A 22191-nucleotide genomic window follows, 5' to 3' on the forward strand; every position below is an offset into this window, starting at 1 on the left:
GGGGGGATGCCGGGCCCTACCGCCCTTCCCTAGCGTGAAGTCATGAGCTTCCTCAGACTCGACGGCATCACCAAGAGCTACGGCTCGCGCAGAGTGCTCGACGGCATCCGGTTCGACGTCGCCCCCGGGCGGCTGACCGGATTCGTCGGCGGCAACGGCGCGGGCAAGACCACCACGATGCGGATCATCCTCGGCGTCCTCGCCCCCGACGGCGGCACCGTGACGCTCGACGGCAGCCCGGCGACAGCCCACGACCGGCAGAGCTTCGGATACATGCCGGAGGAGCGCGGGCTGTACCCGAAGATGAAGGTGCTCGAGCAGGTCGTCTACCTCGCGCGGCTGCACGGCTTCAGCAGGGCGGATGCCACCGCGCGCGGCACCGCGCTGCTCGAGGAGCTCGGGCTCGGCGAACGGCTCGACGAGAAGATCGAGGCCCTGTCGCTGGGCAACCAGCAGCGGGCGCAGATCGCCGCCGCGCTCGTGCACGACCCGCAGGTGCTCATCCTCGACGAACCCTTCTCGGGCCTCGACCCCCTCGCCGTCGACGTGGTCGCCGAGGTGCTGCAGCGCCGTGCGGCGGCCGGCGCGGCCATCCTGTTCTCATCGCACCAGCTCGACGTCGTCGAGCGGCTGTGCGATGACCTGATCATCATCGCCGGCGGCACCATCCGCGCAGCCGGATCTCGCGAAGAGCTGCGAGCGGCGCATTCGACGCTGCGGTATCAGCTGCACTCCGCAGACGACGCCGGCTGGCTTCGCGGCGAGCCGGGAGTCGCAGTGCTCGACTTCGAGGGCGGCTCGGCGCTGTTCGACGTCGACGCCCCCGCCACCGCGCAGCGGGTGCTGCGTCAGGCCATCGACCGCGGGGCCGTGTCGAGCTTCGCGCCCCAGCATCCGTCCCTCGCTCAGATCTTCAAGGAGGTCATCTCATGAACAATGCCGTCTGGCTCGTCGCCGAGCGGGAGATCATGGCGAAGCTGCGCAGCCGCGCGTTCCTCATCGCCACCGGCATCCTGCTGCTGATCGCCCTCGCCGGCGTGCTCCTCGGCGGATTCATGAGCAAGGCCCCCAGCGCGGATGCCATCGCCGTCACACCCGAGACGGCTACGGTGCTCGAGGGGATGCCCGGCATCGAGGCGCGAGAGGTCGCCGACCGCGCGGCTGCCGAGGAGCTCGTCACGAGCGACGAGGTGGAAGCCGCTCTCGTTCCCGGCGACCCGACCGGATTCGGGTATGTGGTGCTCGCGAAGGACGGTGCACCGTCGAGCCTGATGATGATGCTGTCGCAGTCGCCGACGGTCGAGGTGCTGGAGCCGGCCGACACCGACCCGCTGCTGCGCTATCTGGTGGCGCTCGGATTCGGAGTGGTGTTCCTGATCGCCGCATCGACGTTCGGAGGCACTATCGCCCAGAGCGTCGTGGAGGAGAAGCAGACCCGCGTGGTCGAGCTGCTCATCTCGGCGATCCCGACCCGGGCGCTGCTCGCGGGCAAGGTGCTCGGCAACACCGTGCTGGCGATGGGCCAGATCGTCGCGCTGGCCGTGATCGCCATCGTCGGGCTGATCGTGACCGGGCAGGAGGACGTGCTCAGCGGCATCGGCGCGCCGATCCTGTGGTTCGCGGTGTTCTTCCTGTTCGGTTTCGTGCTGCTCGCGGCGCTGTACGCTGCGGCGGCGGCGATGGTGTCGCGTCAGGAGGACATCGGCTCGACGACCATGCCGCTGATGATGCTGGTGATGGCGCCGTACTTCCTGGTGATCTTCTTCAACGACAACCCGCTGGTGCTGACGATCATGTCGTACGTGCCGTTCTCGGCGCCCGTCGCGATGCCGGTGCGGATGTTCGTCGGCGAAGCGCAGTGGTGGGAGGGCGCACTGTCGCTCGTGATCCTCGTGGCGTCGTGCGTCGCGGCGATCGTCGTCGCGTCGAAGATCTACGAGAACTCGCTGCTGCGAATGGGGGCTCGGGTCAAGCTCGCCGAGGCACTGCGCGGCTGAGTCGTGGCGCGTGCCGGCCTCCGGAAACCAGGGAATATGCGTGCGCATGCAAGAGTTGCGTTCCATGGACGATGAGGTCCGCTGTCCACCGTTCTCTTGTTTGAAAGGACCTCATCGCGCATGAGCACCCCTGTCCTCGACCGCACCGCCCAGACCGAGCACCCCGTCCTCGACGTCCTCGCCGACCGCTGGAGCCCCCGCGCCTATGATGCGGACGCTGCGATCGACGAGGCGAAGCTGTCGTCGGCACTCGAGGCCGCTCGCTGGTCGCCGTCGGCGTACAACTCGCAGCCGTGGCGCTTCATCGTCGCGCGACGCGGGACCGAGCTGCACCGCGAGGTCGTGTCGACGCTGGTGGAGTTCAACCAGGCGTGGGCAGCGCACGCCGCGGTGCTCGTGGTCGCCATCGCCGAGACGGCCGCCGAAGACGGCACGCCCAACACGCACGCGATCTACGACCTGGGTCAGGCCGTCGCGCACCTGTCGGTGCAGGCGCACTCGGACGGTCTGCACGTGCACCAGATGAGCGGCTTCGACCCCGAGAAGGTCCGTGAGATCGCCCGTCTCGACGCGCGCTTCGCACCGACCACGGTCATCGCCGTCGGCGACCTCGGCAGCGCTGACGCCCTGCCCGAGGGCATCCAGAAGGGCGAGACGGCTCCGCGCATGCGTCGTCCGATCGACGAGACCATCATCGCCAGCGCCTGACGCGAGCATTCCCGACGAGAGCGCCGTTCCTTCGGGGGGCGGCGCTCTCCGCGTCAGCGGGCATCACAATCCGTCAGCGCGGGCGCGACCCGCGATCGGCGGGAGCGCAGGCTCGGGCGCCGGATGGTCGAGAGCGGCCAGCGCGGGGTGAGCGCCGACCGCATCCCGTCCGTAGGCCTGCGCGACGGCGATCACCGCGCCCAGCACCGATCCGTCGCCACTGAGCAGCAGCGGCGACGTCGATGAGAACTGGCAGACCAAGGTGCGTGCCGCCACCTCGGGGTACACGGCCGTCATCGCGGCGTGGTCGAACGACAGCCACCCACCGTTCGCGTGGACTGCGATCCGGTGCGACGTGACGTACGCGCCGGTGTTCTGCCATTCCCGCCACTGGATCGCTGCCTGCTGGGCCGCCTGCGAGCGAGCAGCCGCGTTCGCGATCGCCGTCACGGCCAGCGCGCCGACGATGAACGCAGGCCTGCCCACTGCCATGGTCGACGACTGCTGATATGTGACGTCCTGCCCGTAGTACCGGGCATATGTCACGGGCACATGCCCGAAGAACACCTCGCCCGGGTACGGCACGACATCCCACTGCGCGGGCAGCGCCGGAGGCATTCGCCCCGCCATGATCGAGGATCGGACCATCCGGGCGTGCTCCCATGCCGCGGCGGAATTGCCGGCGGCGGCGAGCTGGTCCTGCTCGAGTCTGGTGAACCGGCCTTTCGCGCGTTGTGCGCGCCGGTGCACGCGGGTCATCTCCACGATCGACCACACGAGCATCCAGATCGGGACGCCTACGGCGAGCAGCAGAAGCAGCAGCTGGATGACCAGGATCCCTGGGGCGACCCCGCCTTCGGCGTTCGAGTGATCTTGCTGCGCCCATACGAACAGCAGCATCGCCGTGAAGAACGACAGCGGCGCGCATACCAGGAGCACGATCCACTTCAGGTGCGGTCTCATGCCCCTCATGCTCGCACGGCGACCGCATCCGTCGCGTCACACCCGGCGCGCCTGTGGACAGGACCCGAAGGGCGGCGCTCTCCGCGTCAGCGGGGCAGGCACTCGCTGTCGACGAGGGCATCCGCCGCGCGGACGAGGGCGAGGTGCGAGAACGCCTGCGGGGTGTTGCCCAGCTGACGCCCGGCGATCGGGTCGTACTCCTCGGCGAGCATCCCCACGTCGTTGGTCAGCGAGCAGAGCCGGTCCATCAGCTGCGCGGCCTCGTCGCGTCGGCCGGTGCTCGCGTACTGCTCGACCAGCCAGAACGAGCATGCGAGGAACGGGCTCTCCTCACCAGACAGCCCGTCCACACCGCTTGAGGTGCGGTATCGGTACAGCAGCCCGTCGTGCATGAGCGTCTGCTCGATGCGGGCGACGGTCGCCAGCATCCGCTCGTCATCCGGCCGGCAGTAGCCGACCTGGGGAAGCAGCAGCAGCGACGCATCCACCTCGTCGGTGTCGTAGTGCTGGGTGAAGTGCCCGTCGCACACGCCTCGGGAGTCGATCTCGTCGCGCATCCGGTCGCGCAGCCTGCGCCAGGTCTTGACCGATCCGGGCAGGCCGTAGTCTTCCACCGCCCGAACGCCGCGGTCGAACGCCGCCCACATCATCACCCGGGAATGGGTGAACATTCGCGCCGGCCCGCGGATCTCCCAGAGGCCCTGGTCGGGGTGGTCGATCTGATCCGCCGCGAAGCGCAGCAGGCTGCGCTCGAGCGGCCACGAGAACGCGCTCTCGGCCAGACCGGCCTTGCGGGCGGCCGACAGGGTCACGAGCACCTCGCCGACGACATCCGCCTGGTACTGCCCCCACGCACCGTTGCCGACGCGCACCGGCGACGAGCCTGCGTACCCCGGCAGCGCGGTGAGCACGCTCTCGGTCAGATCGCGCTCACCGGCCAGGCCGTACATGATCTGCACGTCGGCCGGGTCACCGGCCACCGCCCGCAGCAGCCACTCCCGCCAGTTGTCGGCGAGCCCGAGGAAACCGTGCCCGAGCAGCGCCTCGAGCGTCAGTGCCGCGTCGCGCAGCCAGACGTAGCGGTAGTCCCAGTTGCGCTCCCCGCCCATCTCCTCGGGAAGCGCCATCGTCGCCGCGGCCGCGATGCCGCCGGTCTCGTGGTTGGTGAGGGCACGCAGGATCAGCAGCGAGCGCACCACCTTCTCGTGATGGGGTCCGGAGTGCTCGATGGTGTCGGCCCAGCTCTGCCACCACTTCTTGGTCGTCTCGAGGGCATGATCGACGTCGAGCGGGTCGGGCGCCTGGCGGTGCGAGGGGAACCACGCCAGCTGCAGGTCGCGCACCTCGCCTGCTGCGATGCGGATGTCGCCGCGATGCTCGTGGTCGACCGCCGTCAGACGCGCGCCGCGCACGATCAGCGCGTCGGGACCGGCCATGGCGACCAGCTGAGGTTCGTCGTCGCTGCCGGTCTGGCGCACCCACGGCATGGCGCGCGAGTAGTCGAAGCGGATGCGCAGGCTCTGCGTGAACGTCATCTCGCCGGTCACCCCGACGATCCGGCGCACGACGTCCGTCCGCCGGATCTGCACACCCGGGTCCGGGTCGACGGGCATGAAGTCGTGCACCTCGGCGACGGCGTCGCCGCTCTGCCATCGGGTGATGAGCACGAACGTGTCGCGATCGTAGTGACGGGAGGCGGTGGCATCCGGATCGTCGGGACGCACCATCCACCGTCCGTGCGATTCGTCGCCCAGCAGCGCCGCGAAGGTGCTGGGCGAGTCGAGTCGCGGCAGACACAGCCAGTCGATGCTGCCCTCCGTCGACACGAGCGCCGCGGTGCGGCAGTTGCTGAGCAGGGCGTAGTCCTCGATTCGCGTCACCACGAGCGCAGTCTGTCATCGGAGCCGCACGCGCTCCAGCCCCCTTGCGCTCGCTTCGGTGGCGACTACCCTCGGTGCCATGTCGACGACCAGAACCCTCTTCATCCTCGGCGCCAGCGGCGATCTCACCTCGCGGCTGCTGCTTCCCTCGCTGGCTTCCCTGCTCGGCAAGGGGCACGCAGACCGCGTCACCCTTCGCGGGTCGGGGACGGAGGACTGGGATGCGGAGACCTGGCACGCGACGGTCGAGAAGGCGTTCTCCCACGCACCGGGGGCGCTGGACCGGGTCGAGATCGCCGACTACATCCAGGCGGATGTGACGGATGCCTCGGCCGTGGCCTCCCTCGTCGGCACTCTCGGTCCCGACACCGTTCTCTACTTCGCCCTGCCGCCGGCTGTCACCGCCGCCGCGATCGATGCGATGACCGGGTTGACTCTGCCCGAGGGCACCGTGCTCGCGATGGAGAAGCCGTTCGGGCAGGACGAGGCGAGCGCTCGCGCGCTCAACGACAAGCTGCTGGCGCTGGTGCCCGAGAATCAGATCTTCCGGGTCGATCACTTCCTCGGTCGATCGACCCTGCTCAACCTGCTCGGCGTGCGCCTGGCCAACCGCATCTGGGAGCCGGTGTGGTCGGCCGAGCACATCGAGAAGGTGCTGATCCGCTTCGACGAATCGGTCGCGCTCGAGGGCCGCGCCCGGTACTACGACAAGGCCGGGGCGATGATCGACATGATCCAGAGCCACCTGCTGCAGGTGCTCGCCCTGCTCGCGATGGATCCGCCGGCGACCCTGCACGAGCGCGACCTGCGCGATGCCAAGGCGGAGGTGCTGCGGGCCACGCATGTGATGGATGACGACCCGGCTCGCTTCTCACGACGCGCGCAGTACACCGCCGGCACGCAGCAGCTCGCCGATGGAGGATCGCGCGAGCTGCCCTCGTACCGCGACGAGGACGGCATCGACGTCTCGCGGCAGACCGAGACGCTGGCTGAAGTCGTCTTCGAGGTGTCCAGCGACCGCTGGGCCGGGGTGCCGTTCACGCTCCGCTCCGGCAAGGGGCTCGAACGCAAACGCTCCGAGATCGTGGTGACCTTCAAGCCCGTGCGGCACGTGCCGCCGGGTCTCAACGGCACTCCCGCCGACGGCGGTCGTCTCACCTTCTCGCTCGGCCCCGACGAGATGCATCTGAGGCTGCACGTGACCGGCGGCGACGACCCGTTCGCGCTTCGCGACGAGGATCTGGTGGCGGGCCTCGGCGCCGGTCAGCAGCGGTCGTACGAGGAGGTGCTCGACGAGCTGCTCGACGGCGACGTCGCGCTGTCGGTGCGGGCGGATGAGGCCGAGCAGTGCTGGCGGATCATCCAGCCGGTGCGGGATGCCTGGGCACGGGGCGAGACGCCGCTCGACGAGTACGCCGCCGGCTCGACCGGCCCCACCTCGTGGGAGACGTCGACACACGACTGAGCCCCCCGCCCCCGCCTCCCCGCACAACGCCGCGAGACTTCCCTTCAGGCATGAGACCGGGCGCAGGTGCGCAAGTCTCGTGCCGGAGGTGAAGTCTCGCGGGGACGTCAGGGTGTCGGGCGGCCGGTGTCAGTGCTCAGGCACCTGCACCGGAACCTCCTTGCCGTCCCGATCGACGATCTTCCCGTCGACGATCGAGTCGCCGTCCTCGAACGCGTCGAGGTACTGCACCGGGATGCTGCGCGTGGGAGCAGCGACGAAGCTGTTGGCGCCCTTCGAGCGGCGAGCGCCGACGTGGTTGAACAGCAGGTTGAGGAAGATCGCGGCGACCGCCGCCGAGCTGATGCCGGAGTGGAAGATCGTGTTGAACCAGTCGGGCATCTGGTCGTAGATCGTGGGCGCGGCGATCGGCAGCATGCCGATGCCGAGCGACGACGCCACGATGATGAGATTCATGTTGCCGCGATAGTCGACCTTGGCCAGGGTGCGGACACCGGATGCCGCGACCGAGCCGAACAGCACGATGCCCGCGCCGCCGAGCACCGGCGAGGGGATCTCGCCGACCACGCGCCCCAGCACCGGCAGCAGGCCGAGGATCACCAGCACCACACCGCCCGCGGTCACGACGAAGCGGCTCTTCACGCCGGTGATGGCGACAAGACCGACGTTCTGCGCGAACGCCGACTGGGTGAAGGTGCCGAACACAGGTGAGACGGCGCTGGAGAGCATGTCGGCGCGCAGGCCGTCGGCGATGCGCTTCTTGTCGACCTTGGTGCCCACGATCTCACCGACCGCGAGAATGTCGGCGGTGGTCTCGGTGAGGGTCACGAGGATCACGATGAACATCGAGATGATCGCGGCGATCTCGAACGTCGGCCAGCCGAAGGCGAATGGCGTCGGGAAGGCGAAGATGGCACCCTCGCCGACCTGCGAGAAGTCGACGCGGCCGAGGAACGCGGCGAAGATCGTGCCGGCGACGATCGCGAGCAGGATCGACAGACGCGAGACGGCCCCGATCGGCACCTTGCTGAGGATCAGCACGAACAGCAGGGTGACGAAGGCGAGCAGCAGGTTCTGCGGCGCGCCGAAGTCGTCTGCGTTGGCGTTGCCGCCCATCGCCCAGCGCGCGGCGACCGGCAGCAGGGTCAGGCCGATGGTGGTGATGACGACACCGGTGACGACCGGCGGGAAGAATCGGATCACCATCGCGAAGATCGGCGCGATCAGCAGGCCGATGACGGATGCCGCTATCACCGATCCGAACACGGCGGGCAATCCGCCGCCGTTCGTCACGATCGCGCCCATGGTCGCGACGCCGGCGAACGACACGCCCTGCACGAGCGGCAGCTGCGAGCCGAAGAACGGGATGCCGACCGTCTGCAGGATGGTCGCCAGGCCGCCCATGAAGAGGCACGACGCGATGAGCACACCGATCTCTGCGGGGCTGAGCCCGGCGAGCTGTCCGATGATCAGCGGTGGAGCGATGATGCCGCCGTACATCGTCAGCACGTGCTGGAGTCCGTACCCGAAGGTGGCGCCGATGGGCAGGCGTTCGTCTTCGGGGCGGAGAGCTGTCTGTGTCTTCTGTTTCGTCATGTCGACCTCTTCGTCGTGTCGGGTGATCGGTTATCAGGTGTCGGATGGTGTCTGATCAGCGATGCCGCACGAGCAGCGAGTCACTCACGCACCCTCAGATAGGTCAGCACGTTTTCCGAGCATCGAAGACACTCTTTCACTTTGTGAAATCCGCTCGTCACCGCGAACGTGAGAAACCACACCCCGCAAGAGAAACCCCCTCAGACGCGGTTTCTCTTGCGGAATGCGGTTCCTCGGCGGGATGGCGGTCAGGTGTCGGCTCTGTCCGCGGTGAGCGCCAGCCCGCTGCCGTCGGCCGCCACGTCGACACGCACGGTGTCGCCGTCGCGCACGCCGCCCGAGAGCAGCGCCGTCGCGAGGCGGTTCTGCACCTCGGTCTGGATCAGTCGGCGCAGCGGGCGCGCGCCGAACACCGGGTCGTAGCCGCGCTCGGCGAGCCAGGCCCTGGCATCCGGAGTCACCGCCAGCGTGAGCCGGCGATCGGAGAGCCGACGCTGCAGGCCGTCGACCGCGAGCTCGACGATCTGCGCGAGATCGTCGTGCGAGAGCGCCGAGAACATGACGATGTCGTCGAGACGGTTCAGGAACTCGGGGCGGAACGACTGCCGCACGAGCGTCATCACCGCCTCGCGCTTCTCGTCTGCCGACATCACCGGATCGATGAGAATCGGCGAGCCGATGTTCGAGGTGAGGATGAGGATGACGTTCGAGAAGTCGACCGTGCGCCCCTGCCCATCGGTCAGGCGCCCGTCGTCGAGCACCTGCAGCAGCACGTCGAACACCTCGGGATGCGCCTTCTCGACCTCATCGAGCAGTACCACGCTGTAGGGGCGCCGGCGCACGGCCTCGGTCAGCTGGCCGCCCTGCTCGTAGCCGACGTAGCCGGGAGGGGCGCCGACCAGACGCGAGACCGAGTGCTTCTCGCCGTACTCGCTCATGTCGATGCGCACCATCGCGTGCTCGTCGTCGAACAGGAACGCGGCGAGCGCCTTGGCCAGCTCGGTCTTGCCGACACCGGTCGGCCCGAGGAACAGGAACGATCCGGTCGGGCGGCCGGGATCGCTGATGCCGGCGCGCGAGCGCCGCACGGCATCCGACACCGCCTTGACCGCGTCCTTCTGGCCGATCAGACGACGGCCGAGTTCGCTCTCGAGATGCAGCAACTTCTCGCTCTCGCCCTGCAGCAGACGGCCGACCGGGATGCCGGTCCACGCGGCGATCACCGCCGCGATGTCCTCTTCGGTGACCTGCTCGTTGACCATGCGGCCCTCGTCCGACACGGCCTGCTCGGCCTGCTCGGCCTCGGCGATCTCGGCGTTCAGACGGCGAATGGTCTCGTACTCGAGCTTGGACGCCTTCGTGTAGTCGCCCTCGCGCATCGCCAGGTCGCGCTGCGTCGTCGCCTCGTCGAGTTTCTTCTTCAGCTCGCCGACGCGGTTCAGACCCTGACGCTCGCGCGCCCAGCGCGCTTCGAGCTCGCCGAGTTGGCTCTCGAGCCCCGCCATCTGCTCGCGCAGCGCCGCGAGGCGCTCTTTCGACGCCGCGTCCTTCTCCTTCTTCAGCGCGAGCTCTTCGAGCTTCATCCGGTCGACCTGGCGCTTGAGCTCGTCGATCTCGACGGGCGAGGAGTCGATCTCCATCTTCAGTCGGGACATGGCCTCGTCGATCAGGTCGATCGCCTTGTCGGGCAGCTGCCGGCTGGGCAGGTATCGGTTCGACAGCGCGGCCGCAGCGACCAGTGCGGTGTCGGAGATCGTGACACCGTGGTGCGCCTCGTACCGGCCCTTCAGGCCGCGCAGGATCGCGACCGTGTCTTCGACGCTCGGCTCGCCGACATACACCTGCTGGAAGCGGCGCTCGAGCGCGGCGTCCTTCTCGATGAACTCGCGGTACTCGTTGAGGGTGGTGGCGCCGATCATGCGCAGCTCCCCGCGGGCGAGCATCGGCTTGAGCATGTTGGATGCCGCGACCGAGCCCTCACCGCCTCCGGCCCCCATCAGCACGTGCAGCTCGTCGATGAATGTGATGACCTTGCCGTCGGATTCGGTGATCTCCTTGAGCACGCTCTTGAGGCGCTCCTCGAACTGTCCCCGGTACATCGCGCCGGCGACGAGCGCCGAGATGTCGAGCGAGACGAGCTCTTTGTCTTTGAGGGATTCGGCGACGTCTCCCGCGACGATGCGCTGCGCGAGCCCCTCTACGACGGCGGTCTTGCCGACGCCGGGCTCGCCGATGAGCACGGGGTTGTTCTTCGTGCGCCGTGTGAGCACCTGGCTCACACGACGGATCTCGCTGTCGCGGCCGATCACCGGATCGAGCTTGCCCTGCCGGGCGCGATCGGTGAGATTGATGCCGAACTGCTCGAGGGCGCTCTGCTGCTCTTCACTCTGTGCCGGGTTGGTCATTCGCTCCTCCTGGGGGGACTCCTTCAAAGTTGAGTTGTGGTGACTCAAGTTTAGATCGTGGATCGCCGGAGGGCAACCCGTTACGCTTGACCGAAGCCGAAGCGGCGGAATACACTGACCGACACCATGAGGATTCTCCTCAACTCAGCGCAGAGAGGGGCCGCGATGCTGCAGTACGTTCACGTTCACGCCACCGCCCCCGTCGAAAGCTCCACCGCCTGGGGCAACTGGTACGCCCACGGCGCCTGAGCAGCCGTCCACGGAATCGCCCTTCCCGACGATTCCGAGGCTTCGCCGTCGGCTCGCCCGAGCGCAGTGCAGCCGCGCGACGTCGATGCGATCGTCCGACGCGATCGCGACGGCGCTCACCCCTCGGAATCCCCGCCGGCACGCGAACAGCGTGCACCCGACGCCGCCGCGTCATACCCGAGGAGACACAATGACTGACATCACGGTCACCGTGAACGGGCGCAGCCGCCCGCTCGACGGTGTGGCCACCCACACGACCGCGCTGGACTGGCTGCGCGACTGCGGGCTTCCCGGCAGCAAGGAGGGCTGCGCCGAGGGCGAGTGCGGCGCGTGCGCCATGATGATCGCGACCCCCGACGACGACGGCACCACCCGCTGGACGCCGGTCAACGCCTGCCTCGTGCCGGTCTACGCCCTCGACGGCCAGGAGATCGTCACCGCCGAAGGGCTCGGCGGAGTCGAGAACCTGCATCCGGTGCAGCAGAAGCTCGCCGAAGCCGGCGGCTCGCAGTGCGGGTACTGCACGCCCGGCTTCGCCTGCAGCATGGCTGCCGAGTACTACCGCCCTGAGCGCGGCGACGGCTGCCCTGCCCACGACGGCGAGCAGCAGCACGGCGAGGGCCCCGACGACGATGGTCTCGAGGCGGGCCCCAACGGATTCGATCTGCACGCTCTCAGCGGCAACCTCTGCCGCTGCACCGGATATCGCCCCATCCGCGACGCGGCCTACTCTCTCGGCTCGCCCGAGCAGGACGATCCGCTGCAGCAGCGCCTGTCGCACGCTGCTCCTGCGGCGGTGGCGACGGATGCCCGGGTCGCCGGCTCACGCTTCGTGCGACCCGCCACCCTCTCCGACGCCCTGCGCCTGCTTCGCGATGAGCCGGATGCCCTGATCGTCGCCGGCTCGACGGACTGGGGCGTCGAGGTCAACCTCCGCGGCCGCCGCGCACCCCTGGTCGTCGCGATCGATCAGCTCGACGAGCTGCGTGCCCTCTCCGTCACCGACGAGATGGTCGAGATCGGTGCGGCTCTGCCGATATCCGATGTCGAGCGGCGTCTCGGCGGCCGCGTGCCGCTGCTCGCCAAGCTGTTCCCGCAGTTCGCGTCCCGCCTCATCCGCAACCGCGGCACCATCGGTGGCAACCTCGGCACCGGTTCCCCCATCGGAGACACCCCGCCGGCGCTGCTCGCCCTCGACGCGCGGCTCGTGCTGGCATCCGTCGACGGCGAGCGCGAGGTGCCGCTGGCCGAGTACTTCATCGGCTACCGGCAGACCGTGCGCGCGAAGGACGAGCTGATCACGGCTGTGCGCATTCCGCTGCCGCTGGCGGAGTACACGGCATTCCACAAGATCTCCAAGCGCCGCTTCGACGACATCTCCTCCGTCGCGCTCGGCTTCGCGTTCGACATCACCGGCGGCACCGTGTCATCTGCGCGCATCGGCCTGGGCGGTGTGGCAGCCACGCCGCTGCGAGCCACCGCGACCGAGGAGGCGCTGATCGGCAAACCGTGGAACATCGCCACCGTGAAGGCGGCATCCGCCGTGCTCCAGTCGGAGGGCACCCCGATGTCCGACCACCGCGCCAGCGGCGACTACCGCGCGCACATGCTGGGCTCCGCCCTGCTGAAGTTCTACAGCCAGACCGTCATCCAGTCGAAGGAGGTGTCGGTATGAGCACTCTCGCCGACCGCCCCGAGAACCCCGTCGTCGGGCGCCCTGCAGTGCACGAGAGCGCGGCGCTGCACGTGACCGGAGCCGCGATGTACACCGACGACCTCGCCGCGCAGACCCATGGTGTGCTCACCGCGTGGCCGGTGCAGTCCACCAGCGCGCACGCGCGCGTGAGCATCGACGTCTCGGGCGCCTACGAGGTGCCGGGCGTCGTGCGGGTGCTCACCGCCGACGACGTGCCCGGTCTGAACGACGCCGGCATCCGCAACGACGAGCCGCTGTTCCCGAGCGAGGCCATGTTCTACGGGCATGCGCTGGTGTGGGTGCTCGGCGAGACGACCGAGGCCGCACGCCTCGGGGCCGAGCGCGTGCAGGTCGAGTACGACGAGCTGCCCTCGCTGATCACCGTGCGCGATGCGATCGAGGCCGGATCCTTCATGGGCACGCCGCGCACCGTCGCCCGCGGCGACGCGGCGGCCGGACTCGCCGCCTCGGCGCACGTCTTCGAAGGGGTCACCGAGTTCGCGGGTCAAGAGCACTTCTACCTCGAGACGCACGCATCGTTCGCCGTGCGCGACTCGGAGGGGCAGTACTTCATCCAGTGCTCGACCCAGCATCCGACCGAGACGCAGGACCTCGTCTCGCACGTGCTGGGCATCCACGCCAACGAGGTCACGGTGCAGTGCCTGCGCATGGGCGGCGGCTTCGGCGGCAAGGAGATGCAGCCGCACGGCTTCGCCGCGATCGCAGCGCTCGGCGCCAAGCTCACCGGCCGTCCGGTTCGGGTGCGCCTGAACCGCACGCAGGATCTCACGATGACCGGCAAGCGGCATCCGTTCCACATCCGCTGGAAGGTCGGTCTCGACGAGAACGGCATGCTGCAGGCCCTCGATGCTGTGCTCACCGCAGACGGCGGCTGGTCGATCGACCTGTCGGAGCCCGTCCTCGGCCGCGCGCTCTGCCACCTCGACAACGCGTACTGGATCCCGAACGTGCACGCCTACGGGCAGATCGCGAAGACCAACAAGCAGTCGAACACCGCGTACCGCGGTTTCGGCGGCCCGCAGGGCGTGTTCCTCATCGAAGACATCCTCGGCCGGGTCGCGCCGACGCTCGGCATCGATCCGCTCGAGCTGCGCCGGCGCAACTTCTACCAGCCCGGCCAGAGCACGCCGTACGGCCAGCTGGTAAAGGACGCCGAGCGGATGCCGACCATCTGGAACCAGCTCGCCGACGAGGCGTCGATCGCCCAGCGCCGCGCCGAGATCGACGCGTTCAACGCCGCGAGCCCTGACGTGAAGCGCGCGATATCGATGACGCCGATCAAGTTCGGCATCTCGTTCAACTTCGCCGCGTTCAACCAGGCCGGCGCGCTCGTGCACGTCTACAAAGACGGCTCGGTGCTGGTCAACCACGGCGGCACCGAGATGGGTCAGGGACTGCACACCAAGATGTTGCAGATCGCGGCCACCGCGCTGGGACTGGAACTGCACCAGGTGCGCCTGGCCCCCACTCGCACCGACAAGGTGCCCAACACGTCGGCCACGGCCGCGTCATCGGGCGCCGATCTCAACGGCGGCGCGGTGAAGAACGCCTGCGAGCAGATCCGCGATCGCATGGCCGCTGTCGCCGGGCGCCTGCTCGGCGTCGACGAGCGCGACGTGCGCTTCGGCGGCGGCCACGTGACCGCCCTCGGCAAGTCGGAGCGACTGACCTTCGCCGAGGTGGCGAAGGCGGCGTACTTCCAGCGGGTGCAGCTGTTCGCGGCCGGGTACTACCGCACGGCCGGTCTGCACTGGAACCCCGAGACGATGCAGGGCTCGCCGTTCAAGTACTTCGCGTACGGCGCGGCCGCCACCGAGGTCGAGATCGACGGCTTCACCGGCGCATACCGGATCCGTCGCGTCGACATTGTGCACGACGTGGGCGACTCGCTCTCGCCGATGCTCGACATCGGCCAGATCGAGGGCGCGTACGTGCAGGGCATGGGCTGGCTGACACTGGAGGACCTGAGGTGGGATGCCACCGACGGCCCGCACCGGGGTCGCCTGCAGACCCAGTCGGCGTCGACCTACAAGCTGCCGAGCTTCTCGGAGATGCCTGAGGAGTTCACGGTGCGCCTGTTCCGGAACGCCAGGGAGGACGGCGCGGTCTACGGCTCGAAGGCCGTCGGCGAGCCGCCGTTCATGCTCGCGTTCAGCGCTCGCGAGGCGCTGCGCGAGGCGGTCGCGGCATTCGGCCCGGCAGGCCACTCGGTCGACCTCGCCTCGCCGGCGACGCCCGAGGCGGTGTACTGGGCGGTCGAGACCGCCCGTGCTGCCCAGGGCGCGGCGGAGCCGGCGCCCGAGCTCGCCGCGGTCTGACATGGTCGACTGGCTGGATGCCCTGCGCGCGCTGCGCGAGAGCCGCACTCCTGCGGTGATCGTGACGCTGGCGATGGTGCGCGGTCACGCGCCCCGCAACGGCGGCGCGAAGATGGTCATCTCGCCGGGCGCTCAGTTCGGCACGATCGGCGGCGGCAACCTCGAGGCGACCGCCGCCGATCGCGCCCATGAGATGCTCGCCTCGGGCACCGCCGAACCCGAGCTGCTCACGCTGACGCTGAGCGACAAGGCCACGACCGAGTACGGCGTGCAGTGCTGCGGAGGAGAGGTCACGATCATGCTCGAGCCCGTTCGCGTCGTGCCGTCGGTGGCTGTGTTCGGCATGGGCCATGTGGGGCTCGAGCTGGCGCGCATCCTGACTCGGCACGAGCTGGCGCTGCACCTGGTCGATTCGCGAGCCGAGATGCTCGACCCAGCCCGTCTCGAGCCTGTGACCCGCGATGCGGTCGCGCGTGTCGAGGCGCACCACGCGCCCGTGCCCGAGGCAGCGCTGCTCGACGTCCCCGCGGGCACCCACGTGCTGGTCATGACGCACGATCACGTCGAGGATCTCGCGATCGTCGACCAGTCGCTGCGCACAGACGGCCTCGGATCGATCGGGCTGATCGGCTCGGCTTCGAAATGGGCGCGGTTCCGCAAGAAGCTGCACGAGCTCGGTCACACCGACGACGAGCTCGCCCGCGTGACCACTCCCATCGGCGTCCCCGAGGTGTCGGGCAAGCAGCCGGCCGTCATCGCGGTGAGCGTGGCGGCTCGCATCCTGCAGCTCATCGAGGAGGCCGCGCCGCGGGCATCCGAATGACGCTCACATCGATTCCGGAATGCGCGAAACGCATTCCGGAATTTCTCGACGCACCATAGCGAATGCAACGCGCATTGGCCCCGACATGAATTGCACCCGCCGCATTCATGCGGCGGGTGCAGGACGTTCCGCAGAAATGCAAAGACCCCGATCCTCGGAATGAGAATCGGGGCCTTTCCTGTGCGGCGATCAGCCGGCGAGCATCGCCTCGATCGGCCCGCGAACGAAGTACAGCGCGAATCCGGCTGCCACGATCCACATCAGCCAGTGCACCTTGCGGGCGCGACCCGAGAAGGCGTTCACAAGCGCCCAGGAGATGAAGCCCACCCCGATGCCGTTCGCGATCGAGTAGGTCAGCGGCATGGTCACGATGGTGAGGAACGCCGGCAGCGCGACGGCGAACTTCGTGAACTTGATCTCGCGGATCTGCGACATCATCATCGCGCCGACCACCACGAGCGCGGCCGAGCCGACCTCGATCGGCACGACGAGGGTGAGCGGGGTGACGAACATCGACAGCAGGAACAGCACGCCGACGACGAGCGAGGCGAGACCCGTGCGCGCGCCCTCGCCGATGCCGGAGGCGCTGTCGACGTACACCGTGTTCGACGACGTCGAGGTCACACCGCCCGCCACCGCGCCGAAGCCCTCTACGACGAACGCCGAGCGCAGCCGCGGGAACGTGCCGTCCTTGTAGGCGAGGCCGGCGTTCTTCGCGAGTCCGGTCATCGTGCCCATCGCGTCGAAGAAGTTCGAGAACACGAGGGTGAAGACGAGCATGGTGGCTGAGAGGATGCCGACGCGCTCGAAGGCGCCGAACAGGTCGAACTGGCCGATCAGACCGAAGTCCGGCACGGTGATCCACGCGGCCGGGAGCTCGGGGATGGTCATGTGCCAGCCGTTCGGGTCTTCGAAGGAGGGTCCGAGCTTCAGCACCGATTGCGCGATCAGCGCCACGACCGTGCTGACCACGATGCCGATCAGGATGCCGCCCGGCACCTTGCGCGCCACGAGGATGCCGATCAGCACCAGCCCGAACAGGAAGATGAGCGTGGGCACGGAGGTGATCGATCCGTTGTCGCCGAGCTGCACCGGCGGGCCGCCGGCGGTGCGGTTGACGAAGCCCGAGTCGACGAAGCCGATGAAGGCGATGAAGAGGCCGATGCCGACGGTGATGGCCGCCTTGAGCGCCTGCGGCACGGCCCTGAAGATGGCGGTCCGGATGCCGGTGGCGCCGAAGAGCACGATGAGCAGGCCGTTGATCACGACGAGTCCCATCGCCTCGGGCCAGGTGACCTGACCGACGACCGAGACGGCGAGGAAGGAGTTGATGCCCAGTCCCGCGGCGAGCGCGAACGGCAGCCTCGCCACGACGCCGAACAGGATCGTCATCACGCCGGCTGTGAGCCCCGTCGCGGCACCGATCTGCGCGGCATCCAGCGCTGCGTCGGACACGTCGGTGACGCCACCGAGGATCAGCGGGTTGAGGATGACGATGTACGCCATCGTCACGAACGTGACCACGCCGCCGCGGATCTCGCGTGCGATGGTCGACCCTCGACGGGTGATCTCGAAGAACCGGACGAGGCCGTTCTTCGGCGTGGCGTCGACGGTGGTCGTCGCCCCGGTGGCCAGCGGCGGCCGCTGTTCATCGTCGCGGGCGAAGAGCCCGGCGGTGTCGTTGCCGACCACACCCGTGGTGGATGTGTCGGTGGTGGTGGATGCGTCGGTCGTAGGCGAGTCGGCCCCGGTCGGGCGCGCGGAAGGAGGGACAGCTGAAGACATCATCGGCTCCGGAAACGGTGAAGGGGGTTCAGTACTCGATGCGGGTGGGCGTACCGGCCCACTCGGTGAAGGGGGCGACGCGCTGCTCGGGCGGCAGCGCGATGTCGGTCACGGGCATGACGGCCCGATCGGCGTCGTCGCCTTCAAAGTAGCGGTAGAACGCCGCGTCGTCGAAGCCGGCATCGGCGGCATCGTGGCGGTCGGCGGCGAAGTAGACGCGGTCGATCCGCGCCCACAGCGACGTGGCCAGGCACATCGGGCAGGGCTCGCAGCTCGTGTAGAGCGTGGCTCCCGACAGGTCGAACGTGCCGAGCCCTCGGCACGCGTTGCGAATCGCCGTGACCTCGGCGTGCGCCGAGGGATCGAGATCGGCGGTGACCCGGTTCACGCCCTCGAAGACCTGACCGTCGGCCGTGACGACCACGGCGCCGAAGGGCCCGCCCTCGTTGCGAACGTTCTCGACCGCGATGCGCACAGCCTCGGCCAGGTACGCGGCGGGATCGGGTGAGGCTGTCGGGTCGGTCTGCGATTCGGGTCTGGGCATAGCGCTGCTGTTCATACGAGAGCTTCCTTGCTGTCGTAGCAGTGATACGGCTTATCGAGTCGGATCCGGATGGGATCGTTCTGCGAGATATACGTCGAACCGCTGACTGTTCAATTGAGCCGCATCTCGGATATTGCGGCTGTCCAAGAATAGCAACACCATTTCGCCCCGTCCAGACAATTCCCGCGCGCATTTCACGCTACGGCGACAAATGCACTCCAGCGGCAATTGATACGGGCTTCAGCGGGTCCGCACCCAGGCATCCGGTGCTAGCGTTTCAACGCGAGAGGACGAGATCATGGCGAGCAGGCGAATCGATGGCGAGGGCCGTCTGGCCGGCCCGTCGACCGCGCTCACCGACCGGCTCGAGCGCCCCCTGCGCGACCTGCGCATCTCGGTGACCGACCGCTGCAACTTCCGCTGTGTCTACTGCATGCCCAAGGAGATCTTCGGGCGCGACTACGCCTTCCTCGACCGTGACGAGCTGCTCAGCTTCGAAGAGATCACCCGCATCGCCACCGTCGCCGCCGCGCACGGGGTGCACAAGCTCCGCCTGACCGGAGGCGAGCCGCTGCTGCGCCGCGGCATCGAGCAGCTGATCGAGCAGCTCGCCGCCATCCGCACCCCGGAGGGCCGACCGCTCGACCTGGCCCTGACCACCAACGGCTCCGCCCTCGCGGTCAAGGCGCAGGCACTGAAGGCCGCAGGCCTGAAGCGGGTGACGGTGTCGGTCGATTCACTCGACGACGCCCTCTTCCAGAGCATGAACGACGTGCGCTTCCCGGTCAGCCGAGTGCTCGACGGCATCGACGCGGCGCACGAGGCCGGCCTCGGGCCGATCCGGCTCAACATGGTCGTCAAGCGCGGCGTGAACGACGGTGAGATCGTCGACATGGCGCGGCACTTCAAGGGCACCCCCTACACGCTGCGCTTCATCGAGTACATGGACGTCGGCAACACCAACGGCTGGTCTCTCGATGAGGTGGTGCCGTCGGCCGAGATCATCGAGCGGATCGGCGCGGTGTTCCCGCTCGAGCCGGTCGCCCCCGCGGTGCTCGGCGAGACCGCGAAACGCTGGCGCTACACCGACGGCGGCGGCGAGATCGGCGCCATCTCCAGTGTGACCAACGCGTTCTGCGGCACCTGCACGCGTGCGCGCATCTCGACCGAGGGGAGGCTGTTCACCTGCCTGTTCGCCTCCCAGGGCCACGACCTGCGCGCGCTCATGCGCGGCGGAGCCGACGATGTCGAGCTTGCGGCGGCCATGGCATCCATCTGGGGCGGACGAGACGACCGCTACTCCGAGATCCGCGCGGGGCTCACCCCGGCGCTTCGCACGCAGCGCAAGCGCATCGAGATGTCGTACATCGGCGGCTGAGCCGCCGCCTCTCAGGCCAGCACGTCGGCGATGACGTCCCAGATGTCGTCGGCCACTGAGCGCTTAGTCCCGGATGCCCTGGCGAGAACCGCACCCCCGTCGCCGATGACGTGCACGGTGTTCTGCCCCGACTCGAAACCGCGCTCCCAGCCGACCTCGTTCACCACGAGCAGATCGACGCCCTTGCGCTCGCGCTTGCGCCGCGCGCGCTCGAGCAGCTCGTCGCCGTCGTCTGCGGTCTCGGCCGCGAACGCGACGATCACCTGACCCGGATGCCGCCGAGCGGCCAGATGAGCCACGATGTCCTCGTTCTGCACCAGCTCGATGCTCTCGAGCGGGCCGGACTCCTTGGTGAGCTTGCGGTCGGACACGTCGGCCGGACGGTAGTCGGCGACGGCCGCGGCCATCACGATCACCGCGGCCTCCTCCGATGCCCGGCGCATCGCGTCGCCGAGTTCGGCTGCGGTGCCGACGTGCTCGATGCGGATGAGCGGATGCCGTTCGGCATCCGCCAGCACCGCACCGTCGACGTGCGCGGCGACGAGCACCACCTCCGCGCCGCGGTCTGCGGCGGCGATGGCGAGGGCTGTGCCCTGCCTCCCGCTGGAGCGGTTGCCGAGGAAGCGCACGGGATCGAGGGGCTCGCGGGTGCCGCCGGCCGACACTGCGACCCGCAGGCCGTCGAGGTCCTGCTCGGAGTTCGGTCCCGATTCTTCGTCGTCGAGCAGGGCGAGCGCCCCCGCCATGATCTGCTCGGGCTCGAGCATCCGCCCCCGTCCGGAATCGCCGCCGGTCAGCTCGCCCTCTCCCGGGCCGAGGATGGCGACACCGCGATCGCGCAGCGTCGCGATGTTCGCCTGCGTCGCCGGGTGGCGCCACATCTCGGTGTGCATCGCCGGGGCGATCACGACCGGCGCGGTCGTGGCGAGCAGAGTGGTGCCGAGCAGGTCGTCGGCGAGTCCCGCTGCCATCTTCGCGATCGTGTTCGCCGTGGCCGGCGCGACGATCACGAGTTCGGCGGCCTGCCCGAGAGCGACGTGGCGCACCTGGGCGACATCCTCGTGCACGCTCGTCGTCACGGGTCTGCGGCTGATCGCCTCCCACGTGGGCAGGCCGACGAAGCGCAGCGCGTCTTCGGTCGGCACGACGGTGACCTCGTGCCCCGCGGTGATCAGCAGGCGCACCAGGTGCACGCTCTTGTAGGCGGCGATCCCGCCGGTGACGGCGACGACGATGTTCACGCGTTCGATTCTGCCCCAGGCTGCAGGACAGTCGGCGATTCGACCGCCCCTGCCGTGCGCCCTCCCCTGCTGCAGGCGCACCTAGACTCGTGCTCGTGTGCACCGTCGTGATCGATGTCGCCCCCTCCCCCGGCGCGGGCGCCCGGCTGCTGGCCGTGCGCGACGAGGATCCGGATCGCCCGTGGGACGACCTCGGAGAGTGGTGGCCGGACGCGCACCCGGGGGTGATCGGCATCCGCGACCGCCGGGCCGGTGGCGCGTGGCTCGCCGCCGACCCCGCCGCCGGACGCCTGGCCGTGCTGCTCAACCGCGCCGACGTGCTCGACCTGTCACAGGACGGTGCGCGCTCGCGCGGGTCGCTGGCACTCGAGTCGGTCGCCGGCCGCTCGCCGGACGGTCCGCTGCCGATGCACGGATTCAACCTGCTCGAGGTGACGCCGGAAGGATCCCGCGTGCTGTCGTGGGACGGTGTCCAGCTGCGGGAGACCGCGGTGCCGGCGGGGGTGCACATGATCGCCCACGACGATCTGGACGACCCCGGCACGGCGCGCATCGAGGCGTGGCTGCCCCGCTTCGCCGCGTCTGCGGGCGACGCACCCGCAGACCACGCGTCCGCGTGGGACGAGCGCTGGGTCGCGGTGCTCGCAGAGAGCGCGAGCCTCTCCCCCGACGACGACAGGGCGATCGTGCGTGACAACCGGGTTCACGGGTATCCCACGATGTCGCTGCTGTTCTGCACCGCAGAGGTCGCCTCCGGGTCGCTTCAGGTGAGCTCCCGGGTGCTGACCGATCCGGGCCACTGGGGCTGACGCCGCGCCCGCGCTGCAGCGCAATCTGCCGTCACACGCAGGAAGCAGGTATTGACTCCTCGGCGACGCCGCCCTACTCTTTTCATAGAACAGAATGATTCTTTCGCTTTATGGAAATGAAAACGGAGAGGGACATGAGCTCGCATTCGACTGAGACGAGCGGGTACGTCCCGTTCGCAGAGAACCCATCGGTCAACATCGACCCGGATTTCCACCTGCCTGCCGACGAAGGCAATGGCTTCATCCGCGCATTCCGCGTCCTCTTCCCGAAGGCGGCCTGAGGACCAACGCGCGACACAGGGGATCGGCTCCG

Annotated in this window: 17 protein-coding genes; 10 read left to right on the forward strand and 7 right to left on the reverse strand. The window is 68.9% G+C overall.

Annotated elements, in window-relative coordinates:
• The first annotated feature begins 42 nt into the window (after positions 1-42).
• From V2S05_RS08950 to V2S05_RS08960, 3 genes are all read left to right on the forward strand, one after another.
• Positions 43-933 (forward strand): ABC transporter ATP-binding protein, encoded by an 891-nt coding sequence (locus tag V2S05_RS08950; protein ID WP_413634820.1) that lies wholly within the window; start codon positions 43-45, stop codon positions 931-933.
• Positions 930-1997, forward strand: coding sequence for an ABC transporter permease (locus V2S05_RS08955; protein WP_413634821.1), 1068 nt, complete (start codon positions 930-932; stop codon positions 1995-1997). Before V2S05_RS08950 ends, V2S05_RS08955 begins: the two co-directional genes overlap by 4 nt.
• A 120-nt stretch (positions 1998-2117) precedes the next feature.
• A complete protein-coding gene (locus V2S05_RS08960; protein ID WP_413634822.1) occupies positions 2118-2705 on the forward strand; it encodes a nitroreductase family protein in 588 nt (195 codons plus the stop codon).
• Between the two features lie 63 nt (positions 2706-2768).
• On the opposite strand, the gene V2S05_RS08965 is transcribed toward V2S05_RS08960, so the two are convergent.
• Complete coding sequence (locus V2S05_RS08965; RefSeq protein ID WP_413634823.1) at positions 2769-3668, reverse strand: hypothetical protein; 900 nt, start codon at positions 3666-3668, stop codon at positions 2769-2771.
• A gap of 86 nt (positions 3669-3754) precedes the next feature.
• A complete protein-coding gene (locus V2S05_RS08970; protein WP_413634824.1) occupies positions 3755-5551 on the reverse strand; it encodes a glycoside hydrolase family 15 protein in 1797 nt (598 codons plus the stop codon).
• A gap of 76 nt (positions 5552-5627) precedes the next feature.
• Between V2S05_RS08970 and V2S05_RS08975 the strand changes: the two genes are divergently transcribed.
• On the forward strand, positions 5628-7013 hold the full coding sequence (locus tag V2S05_RS08975; protein ID WP_413634825.1) for a glucose-6-phosphate dehydrogenase: 1386 nt from the start codon (positions 5628-5630) through the stop codon (positions 7011-7013).
• A 129-nt stretch (positions 7014-7142) separates the two neighbouring features.
• On the opposite strand, the gene V2S05_RS08980 is transcribed toward V2S05_RS08975, so the two are convergent.
• Together V2S05_RS08980 and V2S05_RS08985 are read right to left on the reverse strand one after the other, a co-directional pair.
• Positions 7143-8609 (reverse strand): nucleobase:cation symporter-2 family protein, encoded by a 1467-nt coding sequence (locus V2S05_RS08980; protein ID WP_413634826.1) that lies wholly within the window; start codon positions 8607-8609, stop codon positions 7143-7145.
• 248 nt (positions 8610-8857) lie between these two features.
• Positions 8858-11014: an ATP-dependent Clp protease ATP-binding subunit gene (locus tag V2S05_RS08985; RefSeq protein ID WP_413634827.1), complete on the reverse strand. Its 2157-nt coding sequence runs from the start codon at positions 11012-11014 to the stop codon at positions 8858-8860.
• A gap of 439 nt (positions 11015-11453) precedes the next feature.
• Here V2S05_RS08985 and V2S05_RS08990 point away from each other — a divergent pair, with 439 nt between their 5' ends.
• From V2S05_RS08990 to xdhC, 3 genes are read left to right on the forward strand one after another with little or no spacing between them, the layout of a single operon-like run.
• Positions 11454-12938: a xanthine dehydrogenase small subunit gene (locus V2S05_RS08990; protein ID WP_413634828.1), complete on the forward strand. Its 1485-nt coding sequence runs from the start codon at positions 11454-11456 to the stop codon at positions 12936-12938.
• Positions 12935-15298: a xanthine dehydrogenase molybdopterin binding subunit gene (gene xdhB / locus V2S05_RS08995; RefSeq protein WP_413634829.1), complete on the forward strand. Its 2364-nt coding sequence runs from the start codon at positions 12935-12937 to the stop codon at positions 15296-15298. Before V2S05_RS08990 ends, xdhB begins: the two co-directional genes overlap by 4 nt.
• A gap of 1 nt (position 15299) precedes the next feature.
• A complete protein-coding gene (gene xdhC / locus V2S05_RS09000; RefSeq protein ID WP_271639209.1) occupies positions 15300-16121 on the forward strand; it encodes a xanthine dehydrogenase accessory protein XdhC in 822 nt (273 codons plus the stop codon).
• Positions 16122-16310: 189 nt separating this feature from the next.
• Here the strand turns inward: xdhC and V2S05_RS09005 are convergent, their stop codons facing one another.
• Both V2S05_RS09005 and V2S05_RS09010 read right to left on the reverse strand, forming a co-directional pair.
• Positions 16311-17906, reverse strand: coding sequence for an NCS2 family permease (locus V2S05_RS09005; protein WP_413634830.1), 1596 nt, complete (start codon positions 17904-17906; stop codon positions 16311-16313).
• Positions 17907-17934: 28 nt separating this feature from the next.
• Positions 17935-18450: a nucleoside deaminase gene (locus V2S05_RS09010; protein ID WP_271639599.1), complete on the reverse strand. Its 516-nt coding sequence runs from the start codon at positions 18448-18450 to the stop codon at positions 17935-17937.
• Between the two features lie 298 nt (positions 18451-18748).
• Here V2S05_RS09010 and moaA point away from each other — a divergent pair, with 298 nt between their 5' ends.
• A complete protein-coding gene (moaA, locus tag V2S05_RS09015) occupies positions 18749-19828 on the forward strand; it encodes a GTP 3',8-cyclase MoaA (RefSeq protein WP_271639207.1) in 1080 nt (359 codons plus the stop codon).
• Positions 19829-19839: 11 nt separating this feature from the next.
• Here the strand turns inward: moaA and coaBC are convergent, their stop codons facing one another.
• On the reverse strand, positions 19840-21069 hold the full coding sequence (coaBC, locus tag V2S05_RS09020) for a bifunctional phosphopantothenoylcysteine decarboxylase/phosphopantothenate--cysteine ligase CoaBC (protein ID WP_413634831.1): 1230 nt from the start codon (positions 21067-21069) through the stop codon (positions 19840-19842).
• 95 nt (positions 21070-21164) lie between these two features.
• Here coaBC and V2S05_RS09025 point away from each other — a divergent pair, with 95 nt between their 5' ends.
• Together V2S05_RS09025 and V2S05_RS09030 are read left to right on the forward strand one after the other, a co-directional pair.
• Entirely contained in the window at positions 21165-21878 is a 714-nt protein-coding gene (locus V2S05_RS09025) for an NRDE family protein (protein WP_413634832.1), read from the forward strand.
• A gap of 134 nt (positions 21879-22012) precedes the next feature.
• Positions 22013-22159 (forward strand): hypothetical protein, encoded by a 147-nt coding sequence (locus V2S05_RS09030; protein WP_271639204.1) that lies wholly within the window; start codon positions 22013-22015, stop codon positions 22157-22159.
• Positions 22160-22191 lie beyond the last annotated feature (32 nt).

It is taken from the genome of Microbacterium sp. OR16 (genome assembly GCF_047306725.1).
GTDB lineage: Bacteria > Actinomycetota > Actinomycetes > Actinomycetales > Microbacteriaceae > Microbacterium.